The following is an 18,637-nucleotide window of genomic DNA, read 5'->3' as shown; positions in this document are numbered from 1 at the left end:
TCTATTGCTTCGTCAACATTATATCTTTGGCATCAGGAATAACAGTTTTATATCCGCTAGGACAATTTGATGCAATATCTAGATCCTGTATAAATACTAACTTCATTTGATTCAAATTGTTGGGGTTTGGAAATGATAGATAAACATATCCTTTGTCATTACAACTCGCATTTGCAGCATAATACATTTGATATTTTGCTAAGGTTTTATCAAATTGAAAACCTTCCATTGCGTCTAAATCGCTAACATCCAATGAAGTATATAAAATATTACCAACATTATTTCTCACAATAAATCGTCCAATAAGTTTATCCCAAAACTTTTCATTAAACCAACCTCCGTCATTTTCTTTTTTTATGAAATGAAATTCATAAATTCTTCCGTCTGTATATGTTCCTTTCCAAATTCCGACAAATTTATTAAGCCTGTTATTTGTATCTTTTACCGAAGTATAACTTGGGCAATTACCATTTTCACACTGAGACATTTGATCAAGTGAAACAACTTGCGCCTTGCAAGACAATATTCCTAAGATGAATAATGTAGAGATTATTTTATTTTTCATACTATGTTATTATGTATTATGGACATTCCGCAATCAATACTGCTGTTTTTGCAGGATTCAATGTTTTCATTGTGGGAGGTGTATTATTGTCATTCATTTTTACAAGGGTTATTCCTTTTACATACATATGTTCATCCATAAATTTAAGAAAATTAAGTTCATCGGATTTATCTTTGTTTTCTTGAAAATATTTTAAATACATTTTATTATACTGTTCCCCAGTATTTGCATAGACTGTCTTTATTTGGTTTACATTTCCTGTAAAACGTATTTGGTAAGTACCTGTTCCCGAAACCATCACGGCGTAAACATCCGCCAAAGATGTGCCATTCTGCTGTGCGTTTCTTACGAGCTCATTAAAATAAATAACATCCGCAGGAGAAAATATCTTAAATCCTATTCTTAGATTCCCATCAGAATCTTCAAAATTATTAGGATGAGTATGCATAAAACCTTTTATATCTTTATAGTAATCAGGATCAGGCAATTTCAAAGTATTGGCATTCTCTGTTGCACCTGCATTATCTTTGTAGTCGAAAGTTCCGTCATTTTTTTCTATATATCCTGTTTCCTTCTTCAAATTTAAGTTAGATTTTAAAGTGTTTATTTTAGATGTAAAATTAGGATCAGAATTCTGCGCCTTTGTTTTACCGCATGGACTCTCATCTGTAGCAGGGTAAGAATATCCACCACCTCCCGTACCACCTCCGGTACAGTTTTCTTCTAAACAGTCGCCAGGTGTTGTAGGATCTGTTAAGATAGGCCCGGAGGGTGTACATCTTGTTTCTGTAGTTGTAGTTACCGATTCTACCTGTCCTGTCGCTTCATTTGTCCAGGTCCAGGTGACTTCCACTGTATAGCATTCGGACTTTGATTCCAGACCACTTCCTGTTCCATTCTTAATTCTGCCTTTCAGCTGTTTGCGGTCTTTAAAGACCAAAATGTCAAAAAAGTTGTTAGAATTGGGATCGTTTTTTCTTCTAAAATAAACTTTATCTCCTCTTCTTTCTGCAATTAAAACATCTTGTACTTTTCCGTTTTTAATAATAGGGGCCTCAAGAAAAGTTTCATCAAATGTTCCCATAGTAAGGGCATAATCCCAATATACCTCTCCATACTTATCATAATAATACAGCTTGTCAGCATGTTGATCAAATACTTGTTCTACATTTTTAATGTATTTTTCATCTTCCTTCCAAAGACTTTTATTAGAGTATTCTTTAGAAGCAGAATCTGACGGTGTGTATAATTCATCATGAATACAGGAGTACAGCGAAAAGCTAATCGTTATTAGAAGTAGTAATCTGAGAAATAGATTTTTTTTCATAAACATTTGTAATTTTAGGTTGTTAAATATATAAAATTTTATTCAATTCCAGTAAAGTGATGATAGGTTCATAAATTCTAAACATTAATCCATGTACTGTTAATACAATCTGATCGATTTTGTATTAGGAGTAAAAATCGCAGGTGCGGGTTTCCTGCTTTTTCTCAGTGTTATAGAAGAGGCGGGAAGTTACGGCGCTCATGTAAGAGGTCTGAATCGTCTTCACCAGTTTGAAAAAGTAGAAATTGTAAGATTGGAAAAACCTGAAAACTCTTATGCTGTTTTAGAGGAAATGGTAGATCATATTAAAGAAATTTAGAAGATCTTGAGCTTCCTTACAGAGTTCTGAGACTTTGTGGCGGCGATACTGGTTTTGCGTCTGCAATGACTTACGATTTTGAAGTTTGGAGCGCTGCTCAGGAAAAATGGCTGGAAGTAAGTTCAGTTTCCAATTTTGAGACTTTCCAGGCAAATCGTCTGAAATGCCGTTACAAAGCTGACGGAAAATCCCAATTGGTACATACTTTAAACGGTTCTGCAATGGCTTTGCCGAGAATTATGGCTGCTCTTCTTGAAAATAATCAAACAGAAGAAGGAATCAGGCTTCCAAAGAAGGTTGCTGAATATGCGAGGTTTGATTTGATTAATTAAATATATTATATAATAAACCACCGAAATTTTTCGGTGGGTTATTATATAATAACCATCATTTTGAAAAAAAACTCTTTAGAGACTTATTTATTGTTTCGTTAGTATAATATCCTTAGGGAAATTAATAGGAAAATCACCATATTGATCTACATAAGCATTATGTTGGCAGTTTTCATCAATAATACTTGGAAGATATTCAAAATGCAATGTCATTTGATTACCTGTAAAACTTGTTATATCAAGTGTTGCGGTTTTTCTGCACATGTTTCTAGGATAGAATATAATTGTTTGATATTTCCATTTTTTAAATTAAAACCAATTCCCCAAAATTCTGTACCATCACTGCCAAAATTGGAAATCCTATCTATTTCTACAGCTCCGTTTGAAGCAATTATCTTTCTCTCTCCGAATATCCGATCCTTGTAATAAGGATGATCACTATTACTATATTCCTTAATTTTTTTTAATTCTAAGTATACTGTCTTTCCATTCCAACTCCCTTTCCATACGCCAACATACTTATCAAGCTCACCATCTAAATCTTTATAATAAGCTCCGTCTGGAACATCTTCTTTATAGTTTAAAGGGTATATTTGTGCATTACATGAAATTGTAATAATAGAAAGTATGATTAAAAATAGCTGTTTCATAATTTTATTTTTTCCTTCAAGTCCCATTTATTGCTATATCAAAAAAACCGCCTTTCAGCGGTTCCATTTTTACTGTTTTGTAAATACCAAATCTTTTATCTCAGGAAGATATATAGTAGTATCTGCACCATTAGGACAGTTTTTATTGGTTAGAATTACACCTTCCGGTTGATATCTCCATTTTAAATGTGTTGCATCTACTAATTGTAAACTTACATCTCCCCATCCATATGTACAGTCACCGCCTGAATAAGTGAAAGCTACGAGATTTTCATTAGGAAAAGTAACATCACTTTCAATTCCAGATTGAGTTACTGGTAAGTTTAACGTACTTTTTATGATTGCGCCTTGAGAATTTTTTATGCTGTAACGAATAAATAATACATCCCTATAGAATTTATGATTAACATAATCAACTAAATGATGGTCTATTTTATCAACTTTAATTGTAATCTCTTTATTGTCAAAATTAGCTTTCCACGTTCCTATATAAGGTAACAACTCATTATTTGTATCTTTTAAGTAAGAATTATTTGGAATTGTTGAGAATCTTGTATTTAAAGGATATTCTTGTGCTTTACAAGAGAAAGATAACAGTATGATTGATAATAGAAATATATTTTTCATAATAATTGTTTTAATAAATTAACAGGGCGTAGGTTCTGCCAGTGTTCCGTCCGAGTTTTGTTGTATGGTAGAAGTATTTCCATCCTTTTCTTTGATAAGATTTATTTTCCCTTCAAGATCCATTTGTTGCTATATCAAAAAACAAAACCGCCTTTTCAGCGGTTCCATTTTTACTGTTTTGTAAATACCAAATCTTTTATCTCAGGAAGATAAATAGTAGTATCTGCACCATTTGGGCAGTTTTTATTAGTTAAAATTACACCTTCCGGTTGATATCTCCATTTTAGATGTGTTGCATCTACAAATTGTAAACTTACATCTCCCCAACCATATGTACAGTCACCACCTTGATATACAAAAGATACAAGATTCTCATTAGGAAAAGTTCCAATGCTCTTAATTCCAGATTGAGTTACAGGTAAATTCATTGTACTTTTTATGATTGTTCCTTGAGGGTTTTTTATGATATAACGCATAAATAAAGTATCTTGATAAAACTTATTATTAACATACTCAACGAAATGATGATCTATTTTGTCAACTTTAATGGTAATTTCTTTATTGTCAAATGTAGCCTTCCATATTCCAACGAAAGGGTTCAGTTCATTATTTGTATCTTTAAAATAAGAATAATTAGGTACTGCATCATAATCTGTACTTAATGGATAGGTTTGCTGTGCTTTACAGGAAAAAGATAACAGTATGATTGATAATAAAAATATATTTTTCATAATAATTGTTTTAATAAATTAGCAAGGTGTTGGTTCTTTTATTGTTCCGTCAGGGTTTTGTTGTATGGTAGAAGTGCTACTACCATCTTGTTGTATAAGATTTACCTTTCCTTCAAGATCCATTTTTTTTATGATAGCAAAGAATAGTTTTTGTAATCCTTTTTCAGATAAGGTATCCCAAGAAGATTTTTGTTCTGCTTTTAATAGTTTTATAATAATTTTTTTATATTCATCATTCAATTTTATTTCCAAAGCATCTTCTTCAGCTTCCGTCATTGGTGGTGGCATATCACCACTTCCGCCATTAAAGGTAATAAAATAACTTCCCGATTGAGAGATCATTGCTAAAAAAGCATTTCCTGTATGGTCGGCAGTACTTCCCGCCGGCAAGGTATGGTTTTGCACCCGCGCAAAACTCAGGAAGCTTATGATATCTCTCGGAGAAAACATATGCTCTCCATTTAGAGTATGGCTGTGGATGCCTCCCAAAGAATTTTGATCAACAATAAATTTTACGTGATGCTTTCCGTTGACGTATGCAGGCTTCACACTTCCGGATTTATCCTGTTGAAAGCCTTTTTCATCATCCTCTGCTGTCAGCGAGAATTCTTTTAAACTGTCAATTTTTGATCTCAATTGAGGATCATTTACTATTGCTTTTGTTTCTCACACGGTGTTTTAGTCTGCGTAGAATCCGTAGGATTATTTGTTCCACCACCGTTTAGAAAATCATTATGAAGACAGTCCTGAAATTTGCTGCACTCTCCCGACGAAATGCTTCCACCCGGTGGAAAACCGTCCCATCCGCTACCATCGTCCGGATTCGGAGGATTGCCAATGGTAATGATCACAACGTCAATATCACATGGCGGAGCTCCGGGAAACCCACAAGGACCGTCTACACCTTTATTGGCAGATTTATTTTGTGAAGTGCTTTTCTGATATTGTTCTTTGAACTGTTCCAGTATTTTTTGATAATAATCACCTTGCAGGTCTACTTTTACAAAATCTACTTTTTATCTTTTAGAATGGAGGCTACAATGCGTTCAACCTTTAATATTTAATAAGCATTAACTTAAAAAACCTCCAATTGGAGGTTTTTTGTTATTGTTTTAACAAAACAATATTTGCAGGCAACGGTTGCGGAAATGGATTTGCATTATAATAGAGACAATCAGGAGTGATAATATCTGTCATATCCGAAAATTGCCAATTTAATTTTGTTTTGGTCGTATCTGTAAAATTAATTCTTATAGATCCATTCAACCCACAAATATCAAAATCATTATAATGTGAAAGATATTTTTCAGTATTTTTAATAAATCCTCCACCTTCAATTTTAGTGTCATTATCAGGTAAGCCAGTATTGTCAAATAATATATTTCCTGATGAGTCTAAAACTTTAAACTTTCCGATTAGGAGGTCTTTATAATATGGATTATTTTCTTTGTGATCCAAATATTTTTTTATCCTTTTAAAATAGATAAAAATTGTTTTGTTGTCCCATGTTCCTTTCCATGTTCCTTCATAAGGAATAAGCTCATTATTTAAATCTTTTAGATAAGAATTTTGAGGAATTTCTGTATGATCCGTTTTCAGCGGGTAAATTTGTTGTGCGTTACAAGAAAACACAACAAAAATTCCTAAAATTTTTAGTAAACCTCTCACTATTGTTTTGTAAAGATTATATCATTTGGTTCATCAGGTAGATTTATTTTTATACCTCCGGCAGGATAATCAGGACAGTTTTTATTAGTTAACATTGAAGATTGTGGTTGATAATTCCATTTCAAATGCGAGGAATCAATATAGGCTATATTAATTGTACCCCATCCTACACCACATTTTCCTCCTGTATAACTAAAGGAAACTGAACCGTCAATGCCTACTCTAAGGCTAACAATGTTAATGTTATCATTAGAAAGATCAAGCGTACTTTCCATTAATTGATTACTGACCAAAACCTTATATTTAAGTAGCAAAACATCTTTAAAAAATGTCTTAGTAATACGATTTGTTGGTTTATTTTCTTGTTTTGTGATATATAGATAGACTTCTTTATTTCCGATAGATGCTTTCCAATTTCCAACAAATTTATTATATTCATTGTTTGTATCTTTTATGTAAGAACCATTTGGAATTGTTGTAAAATCTACATTTAATGGATATTGCTGTGATTTGCAACTCATTGAAATTAAAATAATTGATAAGTATAAGAATGCTTTATTTTTCATTACTGTTTAGTGAAAATTATATCTTCAGGCTCATCTGGTAAATTTATTTTTATACCTCCAGCCGGGTAATCAGAACAGTTTTTATTTGTAATTACCGTAGATTGAGGTTGATAATTCCATTTTAAATGTGTGGAATCAATATATTCAAGATTAATAAAACCATTTCCTACTAAACATTTTAATCCTTTGTAATCAAAGAGAACCGAACCATCAATCTGTGTCCCCATACTAATTGTATTGACAACATCATTTGAATAGTTCATTGTATTTTCAACAATTTGATCATTTACTAAAACTTTATATCTAATTAATAAAACATCTTTGTAAAAATGTCTATTAAATAATGTTATACTTCTATTTTCTTCTTTACTTATGGATAAATCTATTTCTTTGTTATTGATAATAGTTTTCCAAGTTCCAATAAATTTATTATACTCATTATTTACATCCTTTATGTAAGAATTATCAGGAATTGTTCTGTAGTTTGTATTTAATGGATACTGTTGTGCTTTACAACTAATTGAAAATAATAAAATTAGTAAGTATAAGAATGCGTTATTTTTCATAATGTTTTGTTTTAACAAGGATTTGGGATTTTTGGACTTCCATCCGGATTAAATTCTATTGTGGAAGTATTTCCATTTTCTTCTTTGATGAGAGTTATTTTACCATTTAATCCCATTGTGTTTATTAAATAATTAAAAAGTTTTTCCAAACCTTGATTTGATAATTGCTGATTTATTTTTTTTCCTTCTGCTTGTAATAATAAGTTACATAGATCTTTATAATCTGTTACCAAATTGCTTACATAAGCTTCTTGCTGAGCTTCCGCCATTTCAGGAGGCAAATCAGATACCATTCCTGTAAAGTTAATAAAATAAGTTCCAGTAGAAGAAACAGTGCCACTGTAGGCATTCTCAAGTGCATTAGCATCTTGTTCTCTCACAATATCTAAAAAAGTCATAATGTCTCTTGGTGCAAAAATACCAATTGTTTCAGGCTGATGTGTATGTACGGTTCCTAAAGAATTAGAGCCTATCCCAAAGAAAATCTGATTATTGTCACTTACAGAGCCTGGCTGTAAAGTTCCACTTTTCAATTCCTGAAAGCCTTTTTCGTTCTTTGAATTAGTTTGTGCGTGATTTTTGAAAGAAGTAAGAGAATCTTGTATTTGTGGTTTATTTACTATTGCTTTTGTTTTCTCACATGGTGTTTTAGGAGTCTGCGTAGAATCCGTAGGATTATTTGTTCCACCACCGTTTAGAAAATCATTATGAAGACAGTCCTGAAATTTGCTGCACTCTCCCGACGAAATGCTTCCACCCGGTGGAAAACCGTCCCATCCGCTACCATCGTTCGGATTCGGAGGATTGCCAATGGTAATGATCACAACGTCAATATCACATGGCGGAGCTCCGGGAAACCCACAAGGACCGTCTACACCTTTATTGGCAGATTTATTTTGTGAAGTGCTTTTCTGATATTGTTCCCTGAACTGTTCCAGTATCTTTTGATAATAATCACTTTGTAGGTCTACTTTTACAAAATCTACTTTTGTTTCATCATCTTTTAGAATAGCAGCTACAATGCCTTCTACCTTGTAGTTTTTAATAAAAGGAAAAAGAATATATCGGTCATTTTCATGAACGATGATATCCTGAGAGCGGATGTTGAACTCTGCATACTCGCCGCTCACATCAGAAGACTTTGACAATGCGTTTTTCATGGCTTTTACGGTATGCTGCTCTCCATTGATCTCATCATGTCGCTCGAGAAGCGTTCTGAAGCCGTCTGCATAGTTGACGGGCTGGTTGTCTTTGGAGGTGAATACCGAAAACTTTTTAGATTGAGCAGCAGCATCTTTGTTTTTGAGATAGTCTTCGTCTGTACGACAGGAGTAGATTGACAGCAGTATAGCCGTGAGCAGGCAAAGCCCGAGAGTAATTTTTTTTCTCATAATTTTTTTGTGTTAGTTAGAAACTAAATATACGTTTTTTTTATTTATTAAATGTTTATATATAATAAGGCACCGAAATTTTTCGATGCCTTATTCATAGTTTCAATAAATTTTTTCAATAGTAAGCTGTGTTTTTAGAATTTAAATAATGGTTTATTTATTGTTTTGTAAATATATTTAATTCATTCAGATACAATACAGTAATAATTTACTTGTTTTGGTATTATTTTCCTAAAGAAAAAAAAGTATGTATTTTTGATAAAAATACTTTTGTAATATGACATTAGGGGAAAAGCTGAAAAAAGCGAGGATGACCAAAAACTTTACGCAGGAATATCTTGCTGAAGTGCTGAGTGTATCTCAAGAAACATACTCCAATTTTGAAAATGATAAAAGCAAGCCCGATCTTCAACAGGTAGAAGATATTGCAAAAGTGTTGGACGTAAGTGTTCTTGATTTTTTGTCCGGTGATAATATTACCATAAATCAAAATAACAACGAAATAGCAGTTGCACAGAATTATGCAGCAATTAATGCTTCTGAAAAGCTTATCGAGCAATACGAAGAGCGCATCAAAGAATTAAAGGGGCAGCTTCAGGAGCTGAAAGAGGAAATACGTCTTTTAAGATCTCAGAAATAATCTCAGCCGTAAAACTCTGTTGAAAAGACAGCGTCCTTCGAGTAGATTTACATTTTCTTTACAGTATACTACATTTTTAGCCTAGTATAGTTGGTCTTTTGTTTAGTATAGTACATTTTTAGTCTAATGTAGTTGTTCTTTTATCTATTGTAGTACATCTTTACTCTAGTATACTCGGTCTTTTAGCTAGTTTAGTACATTTTAAGTATAGTATAGTTGGTCTTTTGTCTAGTCTAGTACATTTTTGCTTTAGTATACTCGGTCTTCTATCTAGTGTAGTATATTTTTCTTGCTAATTAAACTAAACCTAACAGATTTTGGAAACCTGTAAGGTTGGATATTAGGTTGAAGGGTATGTACTTCAAGCGTACCTTCGAAAATTAATCAGTGGCAGTTCGCATTATGTGGATGCGTGCTGTGATCTCCCGGCAAATGACATTCGCCGTTGTTGTCTTTAGAGATCGTCATCGCTTCAGCTCGTGGCGAAATATAGGGAATGCCGAGTTCTAAGCCTCTCATGACAAACAATCCGCCAAGAATGATCATCACGACAGGAATGGCCTTCAAAACCTTTACTCTGAATGCCTGATTCATCAGATTTCCGACCAAAACAACCGCAAACATAAATGGAAGGGTTCCCAATCCGAACAAAGCCATATATAAAGCTCCCTGCCAGATGCCGCCGCTTGCCAGACTTGCTGTGAGAGCCATATACACCATGCCGCAAGGTAAAAAACCATTGAGAAGCCCTGTCGTGAATCTTGAGCGGTAATCTGCTTTTTGCAAAAGCTTTCCTAAATTCATTTTTACGGAGAACAAAAACTTAGAAAAGAAAGGTATTTTTGAAGCAAAATCTTTTCCTCCAAAAGAAAAAACAGCCATTACAATTAAAAGAACTCCGACAGCAATCGTTAGATATTGCTGAAAACCTGCCATTTCGAAGCCTTCACCTATGATTCCTAATATCCCGCCCAGAAAAGCATAAGTAAAGATTCTTCCAAACTGATACGTAAGATTCTGAAGGTAAAAGTTGGTAGCCTGCTTCTTGGTCAATCCCATCGACAAGGCAATAGGGCCGCACATTCCGATACAGTGAAAACCGGAAGCAAAACCTAAAGCAATTGCCGATACAATAAGTGCTATTTCCATATCACATCATAGTCGAGACGGTAGTCTGTTTTATCTTTAGTCCACATCAGGCGCAAGGTATAGTTTCCTTTCGTCAGAACATTTGCCGGAATGGTAAATGATTGGTTGGCATCCAGCTGTACAGATTTCTTTATATCAAGATTTTGATCGTCTGATCTGTTCAGCACAAACTTTACATTTGAGTTGGCATTGTTGATGCTTTTTGGGAAAGTAAGTGTCATCCCGCTTGCATTCTGAGAATACGCCGGTTTTTCCTGTAATGTATCTGCTCTTTTCTTGGCATCGATTACAGACTGATATTCCAGCTCTTCTTCGTAATAGTTTTCAGTTACCATTTCGGAGTTTTTTTGTCCGTTTGGAAATAGGAACAACATCGATAAGATAAATATAATAAATGAGGCTAATGCTAAAAAAATGCCGTGCCCCCAAGTGAAATTTTTCATAATAAATAAATTAAAATTGTAATTTAAATGGCCCTTCAAAATAGGTCTGATAAGAGTCTACAAGTTTCCCCTTCATATCATAAACGCCTATAGTGATATTTTGCTTTGAGAGCTTCATTGCATCTTCAGGGAAACTGATATTCACGGTTCCTTTGGTGATTTTGTCTCTTTCCACAATGATTTTGCTTGATGCACTGTAGCTTATTTCCCCTTTTGCGGGCTCCATTACTTTGATGGTAACGATCTTCTTGTCGTTGGTCTTATTCAGGAAAGTATAATTGTAGGTATTGGTGATTTTCCCTTCCCTTACAAAGAATGTGCTTCCCGCAGGCTTAATAAACTTAGCTTCCATTTCGCCTCGGCTGGAAAGAAGGAATCCTAAAAACGCTGCCAAGAGAACTAAAACTATAGCAAAACCTTTCATTCTTCCGGTAAACTTAAAAGTCGCCTTTTCTTCAATCTCCTTTTCAGAAGCATATCTGATAAGTCCTTTTGGTAAACCTACCTTTTCCATTACTTCATCGCAGGCATCGATACAGGCTGTACAGTTGATGCATTCCAGCTGTTGTCCGTCTCTGATGTCAATCCCTGTCGGACAAACGACAACACACTGGTCACAATCGATACAGTCTCCTTTTCCTGCGGCCTTCCGGTCTTCACCTTTTCGCCACTTTGATCTGTTTTCGCCACGGTTGTAATCGTAAAATACATTGATGGTTTCTTTATCAATCAAAACACCCTGCAATCTTCCGTATGGGCAAACCAGCGTACAAACCTGCTCCCTGAACCACGCAAACACAAAATAGAATGCCGCCGTAAAGAGAATCATCACCATAAAATTGGTGGGATGGGCAAATGGCCCGTCGGATACAATCTCTATTACCTGCTCGTAGCCTACAATGTACATAAACATGAAGTGGGTAATGATTAAAGAAATCACTACATAAATGGACCATTTAAGACTTCGCTTCCAGATCTTTTCGCTGTTCCATTCTTGTCTGTCCAGCCTCATTTGCTTGTTTCTGTCTCCTTCAATCAAATATTCTATTTTACGAAATATAGATTCCATAAAAATTGTCTGAGGGCATATCCACCCGCAGAAAATTCTTCCGAATGCAATCGTAAAAATGATAATGAATATCAAGGAAGCAATAGCTCCTAAAGTAAGGATAAAGAAATCCTGCGGATAGAAAGGCTGTCCTACGATGAAGAACTCTCTATCGATCACATTGAATAATAAGAACGGGTTTCCGTTGATCTTAATAAATGGAACTGCAAAATATATAATCAATAAAAGATAGCTGACTATATCTCTGTAATTGGTGTATTTACCTTTTGGTTTCTTAGGAAAAACCCACTTTCTCTTTCCGGATTTTTCCATTGTACCTATAGAATCTCTATAAGTCTCAGGATCTAAAACCTGCCCCTGTCCGCCGCGTGTAATACCGTCTTCTATTTTTGACATTTTTTAGTTGGTTTAAAAAAGAAAAAACATAATCCGTTACTATTTTTATCTAATAACAAATTATGTTTAATCATATATTTTTTAATTTTTTACTTACTGTTTTTCCCACTTTGCTTCATCACCGTATGCCGGTGCGCCGCCTTTAGCAGGAGTGATTGGTGGCAGTTCCTGGTTGATGTGGTATACATAGGCTGCAACATTTTGGATGTCTGTGCCTGTTAATACGCCATTTTTACCCCAAGCCTGCATTGCTGTACCTGTAACACCATTTTCAACAATATGGAATACGTTTTTGAATAATGTTTTCTCAGGTTGATTGTGCCAGAAATTATCTGTTAAGTTTGGTCCGATACCTCCTTTACCTCCATCTGAATGACAAGATACACAGTTGCTTTTGAAGATTTCTTCACCAGCCGCAATATTGTCTTCAGAGAATACTGCAGATTCTATAGTTACCGGTGGCTGATCTTCAAGATATTTTGCAATAGCCGCCGTTTGCTCTTTGTATTCTACTTCGTATTCGTTGATAGGATGTGCAAAATCTGTAAAAGAGTATGCACAAATATAAACTATACAAAATACTGTTCCGAACCAGAATAATCCCACCCACCATTTTGGCAATTGATTATCAAGCTCCATGATACCGTCGAAACCGTGATCGATAAGGATATCTTTTTCTTCCGTTTCAGATTGCTTCTTAAACGCAGCATCATATAATCTCTTGAGATACGGAATTTTCTTTTCCGATAAATATGCAGCCTTTTCTTCTGCAGACAGTTTTTTAAATTTATTGTTTTCAACCAGATCTCCGATTGCACTGTGGATGTATGCCAAGATTGCACTGATCACAACAGTTCCCCAGAAATACGGTGAAGCTAAAAACGTGTAGGTTTGAACAAACAAATAATAAAAAACTATAAGAAGTCCTATTATTATTAAAATGTTTACAAAAACCGGTGTTCTTTGTTTCATAATAAATAGTTTAATTTTTTAAATTAAAATCGTCTTCATCATCCTCAAGAGGTGCATGCTCTTCTTCTTTGTAATATTTTTTAGGCCTGCTAAATACATAAATAATCAAAGCAACAAAGAACAGCATAAAGAAAATCAGAGCCAAAGTTTGATACAAACCTGCATTTTCGGTATTGGATATTATATCTTTAAAGTTCTGAGGAATCATGAGCTTTTAATGTTTAGTTATTACTAGCTGTTTTTATTTCTGTCGTTTTGATATCCGTACCCAATCTCTGAAGATAAGCGATAAGTGCTATGATCTCTTTTTTCTCAAGTTCGCCAGCCGGTCTTTTAGCATAAGCCTCTTTCAAATCGGCTGCTTCAAAGTAGATATCTTTTACGATTTTCGAAGCCTGATTATCGGCCCATTTATCTGCAGAATCAATTTCAGCTTTTGTATAAGGTACATCGAAAGCTTTTTTCATCAATACCATTTTGTCAACCATTTGAGATCTGTCAAGATTATTGGCAATCAGCCAAGGATAACGAGGCATGATAGAACCTGCCGATGTAGATCTTGGGTTATACATGTGCTTGTAATGCCAAGAACTTGGGTTTTTGCCACCTTCTCTGTGCAAATCCGGTCCTGTTCTTTTTGATCCCCAAAGGAATGGTCTGTCATAGACAAACTCTCCTGCTTTTGAGTATTGTCCGTTTTTACCGTTAAACCTTACAATCTCATCTCTGAACGGTCTTACCATCTGAGAGTGGCAGGCATTACAGCCTTCACGGATGTAAAGATCTCTACCTTCTAACTCCAATGGAGAATATGGTTTTACCGCTGAAATGGTAGGTACACTTTTCTTAAGAGATAATGTTGGGATAATTTCAACTGAACTACCAATAGATATAGTGATGAATGCAAGGATACCCAATAACATTGGCATTCTTTCAAGCCAAAGGTGAGTACCTTCTCCTTCTTTACGTTTGTTGCTGATATTTGCTAAAGCTGGTGCTTCTGCCGGAACTTCACTTTGGAATGATCCTTTTCTTGCTGTAGCTACAAGGTTTACGACCATCAAAATACCTCCTGCCAGATAAAATAATCCTCCTAAGAATCTCATTTTAAAGTAAGGAATAATTGCAGTCACGGTATCCAGCCAGTTTTTCCACAATAGAGTACCGTCCGGATTGAATTGTTTCCACATCAATCCCTGAGTAAATCCTGAAATATACATTGGCACGGCATAGAAAATAATACCTAAAGTACCCAACCAGAAATGCCAGTTAGCCAATTTTACAGACCAAAGTTTGGTTCTCCAAAGAATTGGGATCAAATAATAGATAACCCCAAATGCCATAAAGCCATTCCATCCTAATGCACCTAAATGTACGTGTCCAATAACCCAGTCAGTAAAGTGACCGATTTTGTTGATATTTTTTGTTGCTAAAAGCGGACCTTCAAAAGTCGCCATACCATAACAGGTAACGGCAACCACGAAAAACTTAAGAATCGGATTTTCTCTTACTTTATCCCAAGCTCCTCTCAAGGTAAGAAGACCGTTTAGCATACCTCCCCAAGATGGTGCAATAAGCATGATAGAGAAACCTGTTCCTACTGCCTGAGCCCATGCCGGAAGTGCTGTATACTGAAGGTGGTGAGGGCCAGCCCAGATATATACAAAGATCAATGACCAGAAGTGAATAATAGATAGCTTGTATGAGAAAACCGGTCTGTCTGCCGCTTTTGGTAAGAAGTAATACATCAAACCTAAAACCGGAGTTGTAAGGATAAATGCTACTGCATTATGCCCATACCACCATTGTACGATGGCATCTTTTACTCCTGCATATGCAGAATAAGATTTCCAGCCTGTAAAAGTTAACGGAACTTCAAGGTTGTTGAAAATGTGTAGCATTGCTACTGCAATCCAAGTACCGATGTAGAACCAGATTGCCACATATAAATGTCTTACTCTTCTCTTCGCAATTGTTAAGAACATATTGATACCGAAAACGATCCATGAGAATGCGATCAAAATATCAATAGGCCATTCATGTTCTGCGTATTCTTTAGAGGTATTGATTCCCATAAAGAACGTAATATATGAAGCGATGATCATAATCTGCCATGTCCAGAAATGGATCCATGACAATGTATCGCTGTACATTCTTGATTTTAATAGCCTTTGTAAAGAGTAATATACTCCTACAAATACGCTGTTACATACGAAAGCAAAAATAACAGTCGTAGTGTGCAGCATTCTTATTCTACCAAACCCAAATGCACCGTTCGTATTGATCAGCCCCTGAATATTACCACTTTTCAAACTCTGAATCGTAGTGTCATCGGTTCCGAATAAAAATTCCGGAAGCTCTGGGTAAAAAAGCATTAATGCAGCTGTAAGCCCAAACAAAAACCCTATGATTGCGAAAACTACGGTCGCATAAAGGAATGCCCGAACAATACTGTTGTCATAACTAAACTTTTGTGTCTCCATATCAACTATTCACTTTTTTCTTCAATTTTATTATTTTCTCCTTTTTCTTCTTGTTTGTCTTTGTTGCCAGAATCTTTTTTCTCTTTTATTTCATCTTCAAAAAGTATCCTTACAGCCGGAGATTCATCATCTTCAAACTGCCCTTTTCTGGCGTTTACTATAAAAACAATCAGGAAAACAGCAGCCAAAGAAACACTGCACAGGATCATTAAATATAGAATATCCATTTGACAACAAAATTAACCTATTTTCGGGGTTCAAATTTAATGAAAAATAATGACATTAATCACGAAATAGGCCTTTCAGCTAATTTAAAATAAGTCTAAATAAGGGCTTTTACGCCTGTTTTCTGAAATATTTCCGACCCAAAATCCAGGTCGAAACGGTAGTGAAAGAAATCACCGTGATAGAACTTAACGGCATCAGAATCGCGGCAAACAATGGTGACATATGCCCGGTAACTGCAAAGCTTAAACCTACAATATTGTAAAGGAAACTGATTGCGAATGTTAATTTAACAATCGTCATAGAACCTTTACAAACATTCAGATAACTGTCTAGCTGGGCTACTTTTTCACCGTTCATGATGACGTCAGAAGATGGCGTAAACGAGTTGGAATCATCTGAAATAGCAATTCCGACATTGCTTTGCTTTAAAGCTCCGGCATCATTCAGGCCGTCTCCAAGCATGATGACTTTCAAGCCGTCGTCCTGAAGGTTTTTAATATAATTCAGCTTGTCTTCCGGGCTTTGGTTGAAAGCCATTGAACTTACATTCGGAATGATTTCTTTTAATTGATTTTCTTCCGACGAATTGTCTCCGCTGAGAATGAAAATTTTATAATGAATCAGTTTATTGAAAAGATTTTTAAGGTTTTCGCGGTATTCATTTTTAAAGATGAATTTTCCTAAAAACTCATTGTTTTTACTGACATAAACAGCGGTTTCAAGGTTTTTTGAAACTTGATCGTTGTATTTTGCCGAGCCGATTTTATATATATTTCCGCGAACGCTGGCTTCATATCCTTTTCCTGAAATCTCAACAAAATTTTCAACCGGGAAATAATCGTCATTAATCTCAATGAATTCATACAAAGATTTTGAAAGCGGATGATTTGAGTTTTTTAATAAAGTTTTGATATTCATTAAGTCAAATTCCTGAATTTCAGATCCTTCGTATTTTATGTTCGTTTTTTTTCTTTGGGTAATCGTACCGGTTTTATCAAAAACCAAAGCGTCTACTTTTGAGATTTTTTCAATGGTTAAAGTATCTTTTACGTAAAATTTATTTCGACCTAAAATCCTCATAATATGACCAAAAGTAAACGGCGAAGAAAGCGCCAGCGCGCAAGGACACGCTATAATCAGAATTGCCGAAATCACCTGAAACATTTTTTCCAGATCGAAAAATGACCAATAAATCCCTGAAATCAGAGCAATTCCCAAGATGATAAATGTAAAATATTTGCTGATATTATTGATTAAAGTATCGAGTCCGGTTTCATGTTTTTTAAAAGCTTCCTTGTTCCAAAGTTGCGTCAGGTAACTCTGATCTACATTTTTGATGACTTCTAATTCCAGAGATGAGCCGATTTGCTTTCCACCCGCAAAGATTTTATCGCCGGGTTGCTTGCTGATGCTTTCACTTTCTCCGGTGATAAAGCTGTTGTCAATATTTCCTTCACCATTAATCAAAATTGCATCCACAGGAATGATTTCCTGATTTCTTACTAAAATTCTGTCACCGATTTTGATTTCAGAAAGTAAAATATTGTTTTGTTTTCCGTTAAAATCAACTTTAGTTACGGCAATCGGGTAAAATGATTTGTAATCTCTGTCGTATGAAAGCGAGCTGTATGTCCTTTTTTGGAATATTTTCCCCAAAAGCATAAAGAATAAAAGGCCACATAAAGTGTCGAAATATCCTGGTCCATAATCAGTTACAACTTCATAAACACTTCTTCCAAACAGAACGAAAATTCCTAAAACAATCGGAACATCAATGTTGACGATTTTATTTTTCAAACCGTACCATGCAGATTTGTAATAATCTGAAGCTGAATAAAATACAACCGGAATAGCCAAAAGAAACATCAAGGTTCTGAAGAGACCTTTGTAGTTTTGCATCCAAACATCTTCACCGCCAATATATTCTGGAAAGGCGAGGAACATTCCGTTTCCAAACGCAAATCCGGCGATTGCCAATTTTACGATCAGGGATTTGTCTAAATGATCTTCGTTTTTATCAGCTGTTTCAAGACTTATTGCGGGTTTGTAGCCGAGATTTGTTAAGAATTTAGCTAATTCGCTTAATTTTAAATCTTTATGATTGAAAGAAATCTGCAGATTCTTGCGTGTAAAGTTGACTTGAGAATAATTGATGTCTTTGTGAAGGGTATGCAGACTTTCGAGAAGCCAAATACATGATGAGCAGTGAATCACCGGAATTTTAAAGGTCACAAGACTTGTATTTCCTTCGGAAAAATCTGTGATTTTGTCAAAAATTTCGGGTGTATCGAGATAATCAAACTGGGAAGAATTTTCGTCGCTTGGGCGAATTCCTGCAGTTTTATTGAGTTCGTAAAAATTACTTAGATTGTTGATATTCAGGATTTCGTAGACAGATTTGCAGCCATTGCAACAGAAAATCTTTTCGTCAAAAGGAATTCGTTCCTTTTCTATGTCTTGCCCACAATGAAAACAGTTCTCGCTCACCTTCATAAATTATTGACTTACAAAATTA

The 18,637-nt window shown here is 34.9% G+C and carries 20 protein-coding genes and 1 pseudogene; 2 read left to right on the top strand and 19 right to left on the bottom strand.

Features of this window, described 5'->3' with window-relative positions; all coding sequences use genetic code 11:
- Nucleotide 1 precedes the first annotated feature (1 nt).
- Together AC6CHK_RS00550 and AC6CHK_RS00545 are read right to left on the bottom strand one after the other, a co-directional pair.
- Complete coding sequence (locus tag AC6CHK_RS00550; protein ID WP_498092545.1) at nucleotides 2-565, bottom strand: DUF6705 family protein; 564 nt, start codon at nucleotides 563-565, stop codon at nucleotides 2-4.
- Nucleotides 566-581: 16 nt separating this feature from the next.
- Nucleotides 582-1,892 carry a hypothetical protein gene (locus tag AC6CHK_RS00545; RefSeq protein ID WP_498092543.1) on the bottom strand — a complete coding sequence of 437 codons (1,311 nt, stop codon included), beginning with the start codon at nucleotides 1,890-1,892 and terminating at the stop codon, nucleotides 582-584.
- A 156-nt stretch (nucleotides 1,893-2,048) separates the two neighbouring features.
- Here AC6CHK_RS00545 and AC6CHK_RS00540 point away from each other — a divergent pair.
- A pseudogene (locus tag AC6CHK_RS00540) lies at nucleotides 2,049-2,543 on the top strand (aminoacyl--tRNA ligase-related protein); the annotation flags it as partial.
- A 233-nt stretch (nucleotides 2,544-2,776) separates the two neighbouring features.
- Here AC6CHK_RS00540 and AC6CHK_RS00535 read toward each other — a convergent pair.
- From AC6CHK_RS00535 to AC6CHK_RS00495, 9 genes are all read right to left on the bottom strand, one after another.
- Nucleotides 2,777-3,220, bottom strand: a complete 444-nt coding sequence (locus AC6CHK_RS00535) for a DUF6705 family protein (protein ID WP_498092541.1) — start codon at nucleotides 3,218-3,220, stop codon at nucleotides 2,777-2,779.
- 42 nt (nucleotides 3,221-3,262) lie between these two features.
- A complete protein-coding gene (locus AC6CHK_RS00530; protein WP_498092539.1) occupies nucleotides 3,263-3,820 on the bottom strand; it encodes a DUF6705 family protein in 558 nt (185 codons plus the stop codon).
- A 170-nt stretch (nucleotides 3,821-3,990) separates the two neighbouring features.
- A complete protein-coding gene (locus tag AC6CHK_RS00525) occupies nucleotides 3,991-4,551 on the bottom strand; it encodes a DUF6705 family protein (protein ID WP_498092537.1) in 561 nt (186 codons plus the stop codon).
- An 18-nt stretch (nucleotides 4,552-4,569) separates the two neighbouring features.
- Nucleotides 4,570-5,187, bottom strand: coding sequence for a hypothetical protein (locus tag AC6CHK_RS00520; RefSeq protein ID WP_498092535.1), 618 nt, complete (start codon nucleotides 5,185-5,187; stop codon nucleotides 4,570-4,572).
- Between the two features lie 14 nt (nucleotides 5,188-5,201).
- On the bottom strand, nucleotides 5,202-5,402 hold the full coding sequence (locus tag AC6CHK_RS00515; RefSeq protein WP_498092533.1) for a hypothetical protein: 201 nt from the start codon (nucleotides 5,400-5,402) through the stop codon (nucleotides 5,202-5,204).
- Nucleotides 5,403-5,655: 253 nt separating this feature from the next.
- Nucleotides 5,656-6,219 (bottom strand): DUF6705 family protein, encoded by a 564-nt coding sequence (locus AC6CHK_RS00510; RefSeq protein ID WP_498092531.1) that lies wholly within the window; start codon nucleotides 6,217-6,219, stop codon nucleotides 5,656-5,658.
- Entirely contained in the window at nucleotides 6,219-6,785 is a 567-nt protein-coding gene (locus AC6CHK_RS00505; protein ID WP_498092529.1) for a DUF6705 family protein, read from the bottom strand. The genes AC6CHK_RS00510 and AC6CHK_RS00505 overlap by 1 nt, the downstream gene beginning before the upstream one ends.
- Entirely contained in the window at nucleotides 6,785-7,351 is a 567-nt protein-coding gene (locus AC6CHK_RS00500) for a DUF6705 family protein (protein ID WP_498092527.1), read from the bottom strand. The genes AC6CHK_RS00505 and AC6CHK_RS00500 overlap by 1 nt, the downstream gene beginning before the upstream one ends.
- Nucleotides 7,352-7,362: 11 nt before the next feature.
- Nucleotides 7,363-8,742 (bottom strand): hypothetical protein, encoded by a 1,380-nt coding sequence (locus tag AC6CHK_RS00495; protein ID WP_498092525.1) that lies wholly within the window; start codon nucleotides 8,740-8,742, stop codon nucleotides 7,363-7,365.
- Nucleotides 8,743-9,019: 277 nt separating this feature from the next.
- Between AC6CHK_RS00495 and AC6CHK_RS00490 the strand changes: the two genes are divergently transcribed.
- Nucleotides 9,020-9,382: a helix-turn-helix domain-containing protein gene (locus AC6CHK_RS00490; RefSeq protein ID WP_498092523.1), complete on the top strand. Its 363-nt coding sequence runs from the start codon at nucleotides 9,020-9,022 to the stop codon at nucleotides 9,380-9,382.
- Between the two features lie 384 nt (nucleotides 9,383-9,766).
- On the opposite strand, the gene AC6CHK_RS00485 is transcribed toward AC6CHK_RS00490, so the two are convergent.
- The 8 genes from AC6CHK_RS00485 to AC6CHK_RS00450 all read right to left on the bottom strand — a co-directional run bounded on the left by AC6CHK_RS00485 (nucleotide 9,767) and on the right by AC6CHK_RS00450 (nucleotide 18,609).
- A complete protein-coding gene (locus tag AC6CHK_RS00485; protein ID WP_498092521.1) occupies nucleotides 9,767-10,531 on the bottom strand; it encodes a sulfite exporter TauE/SafE family protein in 765 nt (254 codons plus the stop codon).
- Entirely contained in the window at nucleotides 10,522-10,974 is a 453-nt protein-coding gene (locus tag AC6CHK_RS00480; protein ID WP_498092519.1) for a FixH family protein, read from the bottom strand. The genes AC6CHK_RS00485 and AC6CHK_RS00480 overlap by 10 nt, the downstream gene beginning before the upstream one ends.
- 10 nt (nucleotides 10,975-10,984) lie before the next feature.
- On the bottom strand, nucleotides 10,985-12,439 hold the full coding sequence (gene ccoG / locus AC6CHK_RS00475) for a cytochrome c oxidase accessory protein CcoG (protein ID WP_498092517.1): 1,455 nt from the start codon (nucleotides 12,437-12,439) through the stop codon (nucleotides 10,985-10,987).
- Nucleotides 12,440-12,532: 93 nt separating this feature from the next.
- The gene (locus AC6CHK_RS00470) at nucleotides 12,533-13,411 is read right to left on the bottom strand and encodes a c-type cytochrome (RefSeq protein ID WP_498092515.1); all 879 of its coding nucleotides are present in this window, start codon (nucleotides 13,409-13,411) and stop codon (nucleotides 12,533-12,535) included.
- Nucleotides 13,412-13,421: 10 nt separating this feature from the next.
- On the bottom strand, nucleotides 13,422-13,619 hold the full coding sequence (locus tag AC6CHK_RS00465) for a cbb3-type cytochrome oxidase subunit 3 (RefSeq protein ID WP_498092513.1): 198 nt from the start codon (nucleotides 13,617-13,619) through the stop codon (nucleotides 13,422-13,424).
- 13 nt (nucleotides 13,620-13,632) lie between these two features.
- Nucleotides 13,633-15,894 carry a cytochrome-c oxidase, cbb3-type subunit I gene (gene ccoN, locus AC6CHK_RS00460; protein ID WP_498092511.1) on the bottom strand — a complete coding sequence of 754 codons (2,262 nt, stop codon included), beginning with the start codon at nucleotides 15,892-15,894 and terminating at the stop codon, nucleotides 13,633-13,635.
- A 5-nt stretch (nucleotides 15,895-15,899) separates the two neighbouring features.
- Nucleotides 15,900-16,121, bottom strand: coding sequence for a cbb3-type cytochrome oxidase assembly protein CcoS (gene ccoS / locus AC6CHK_RS00455; protein WP_498092509.1), 222 nt, complete (start codon nucleotides 16,119-16,121; stop codon nucleotides 15,900-15,902).
- A 109-nt stretch (nucleotides 16,122-16,230) separates the two neighbouring features.
- Entirely contained in the window at nucleotides 16,231-18,609 is a 2,379-nt protein-coding gene (locus AC6CHK_RS00450; RefSeq protein ID WP_498093865.1) for a heavy metal translocating P-type ATPase, read from the bottom strand.
- Nucleotides 18,610-18,637: the final 28 nt, after the last annotated feature.

The sequence above is a fragment of the Chryseobacterium sp. GQ58 genome, from assembly GCF_059758895.1.
This window is presented reverse-complemented; position numbering and strand designations above follow the sequence as displayed.

What these genes read in the sequence shown, in the direction of transcription:
- AC6CHK_RS00535 (WP_498092541.1), bottom strand. Translation starts at nt 3,220, where the DNA reads ATGGGACTTGAAGGAAAAAATAAAATTATGAAACAGCTATTTTTAATC.
- ccoG (WP_498092517.1), bottom strand. Translation starts at nt 12,439, where the DNA reads ATGTCAAAAATAGAAGACGGTATTACACGCGGCGGACAGGGGCAGGTT.
- AC6CHK_RS00470 (WP_498092515.1), bottom strand. Translation starts at nt 13,411, where the DNA reads ATGAAACAAAGAACACCGGTTTTTGTAAACATTTTAATAATAATAGGA.
- AC6CHK_RS00485 (WP_498092521.1), bottom strand. Translation starts at nt 10,531, where the DNA reads ATGGAAATAGCACTTATTGTATCGGCAATTGCTTTAGGTTTTGCTTCC.
- ccoS (WP_498092509.1), bottom strand. Translation starts at nt 16,121, where the DNA reads ATGGATATTCTATATTTAATGATCCTGTGCAGTGTTTCTTTGGCTGCT.
- AC6CHK_RS00505 (WP_498092529.1), bottom strand. Translation starts at nt 6,785, where the DNA reads ATGAAAAATAAAGCATTCTTATACTTATCAATTATTTTAATTTCAATG.
- AC6CHK_RS00490 (WP_498092523.1), top strand. Translation starts at nt 9,020, where the DNA reads ATGACATTAGGGGAAAAGCTGAAAAAAGCGAGGATGACCAAAAACTTT.
- AC6CHK_RS00500 (WP_498092527.1), bottom strand. Translation starts at nt 7,351, where the DNA reads ATGAAAAATAACGCATTCTTATACTTACTAATTTTATTATTTTCAATT.
- AC6CHK_RS00525 (WP_498092537.1), bottom strand. Translation starts at nt 4,551, where the DNA reads ATGAAAAATATATTTTTATTATCAATCATACTGTTATCTTTTTCCTGT.
- AC6CHK_RS00530 (WP_498092539.1), bottom strand. Translation starts at nt 3,820, where the DNA reads ATGAAAAATATATTTCTATTATCAATCATACTGTTATCTTTCTCTTGT.
- ccoN (WP_498092511.1), bottom strand. Translation starts at nt 15,894, where the DNA reads ATGGAGACACAAAAGTTTAGTTATGACAACAGTATTGTTCGGGCATTC.
- AC6CHK_RS00465 (WP_498092513.1), bottom strand. Translation starts at nt 13,619, where the DNA reads ATGATTCCTCAGAACTTTAAAGATATAATATCCAATACCGAAAATGCA.
- AC6CHK_RS00480 (WP_498092519.1), bottom strand. Translation starts at nt 10,974, where the DNA reads ATGAAAAATTTCACTTGGGGGCACGGCATTTTTTTAGCATTAGCCTCA.
- AC6CHK_RS00495 (WP_498092525.1), bottom strand. Translation starts at nt 8,742, where the DNA reads ATGAGAAAAAAAATTACTCTCGGGCTTTGCCTGCTCACGGCTATACTG.
- AC6CHK_RS00550 (WP_498092545.1), bottom strand. Translation starts at nt 565, where the DNA reads ATGAAAAATAAAATAATCTCTACATTATTCATCTTAGGAATATTGTCT.
- AC6CHK_RS00545 (WP_498092543.1), bottom strand. Translation starts at nt 1,892, where the DNA reads ATGAAAAAAAATCTATTTCTCAGATTACTACTTCTAATAACGATTAGC.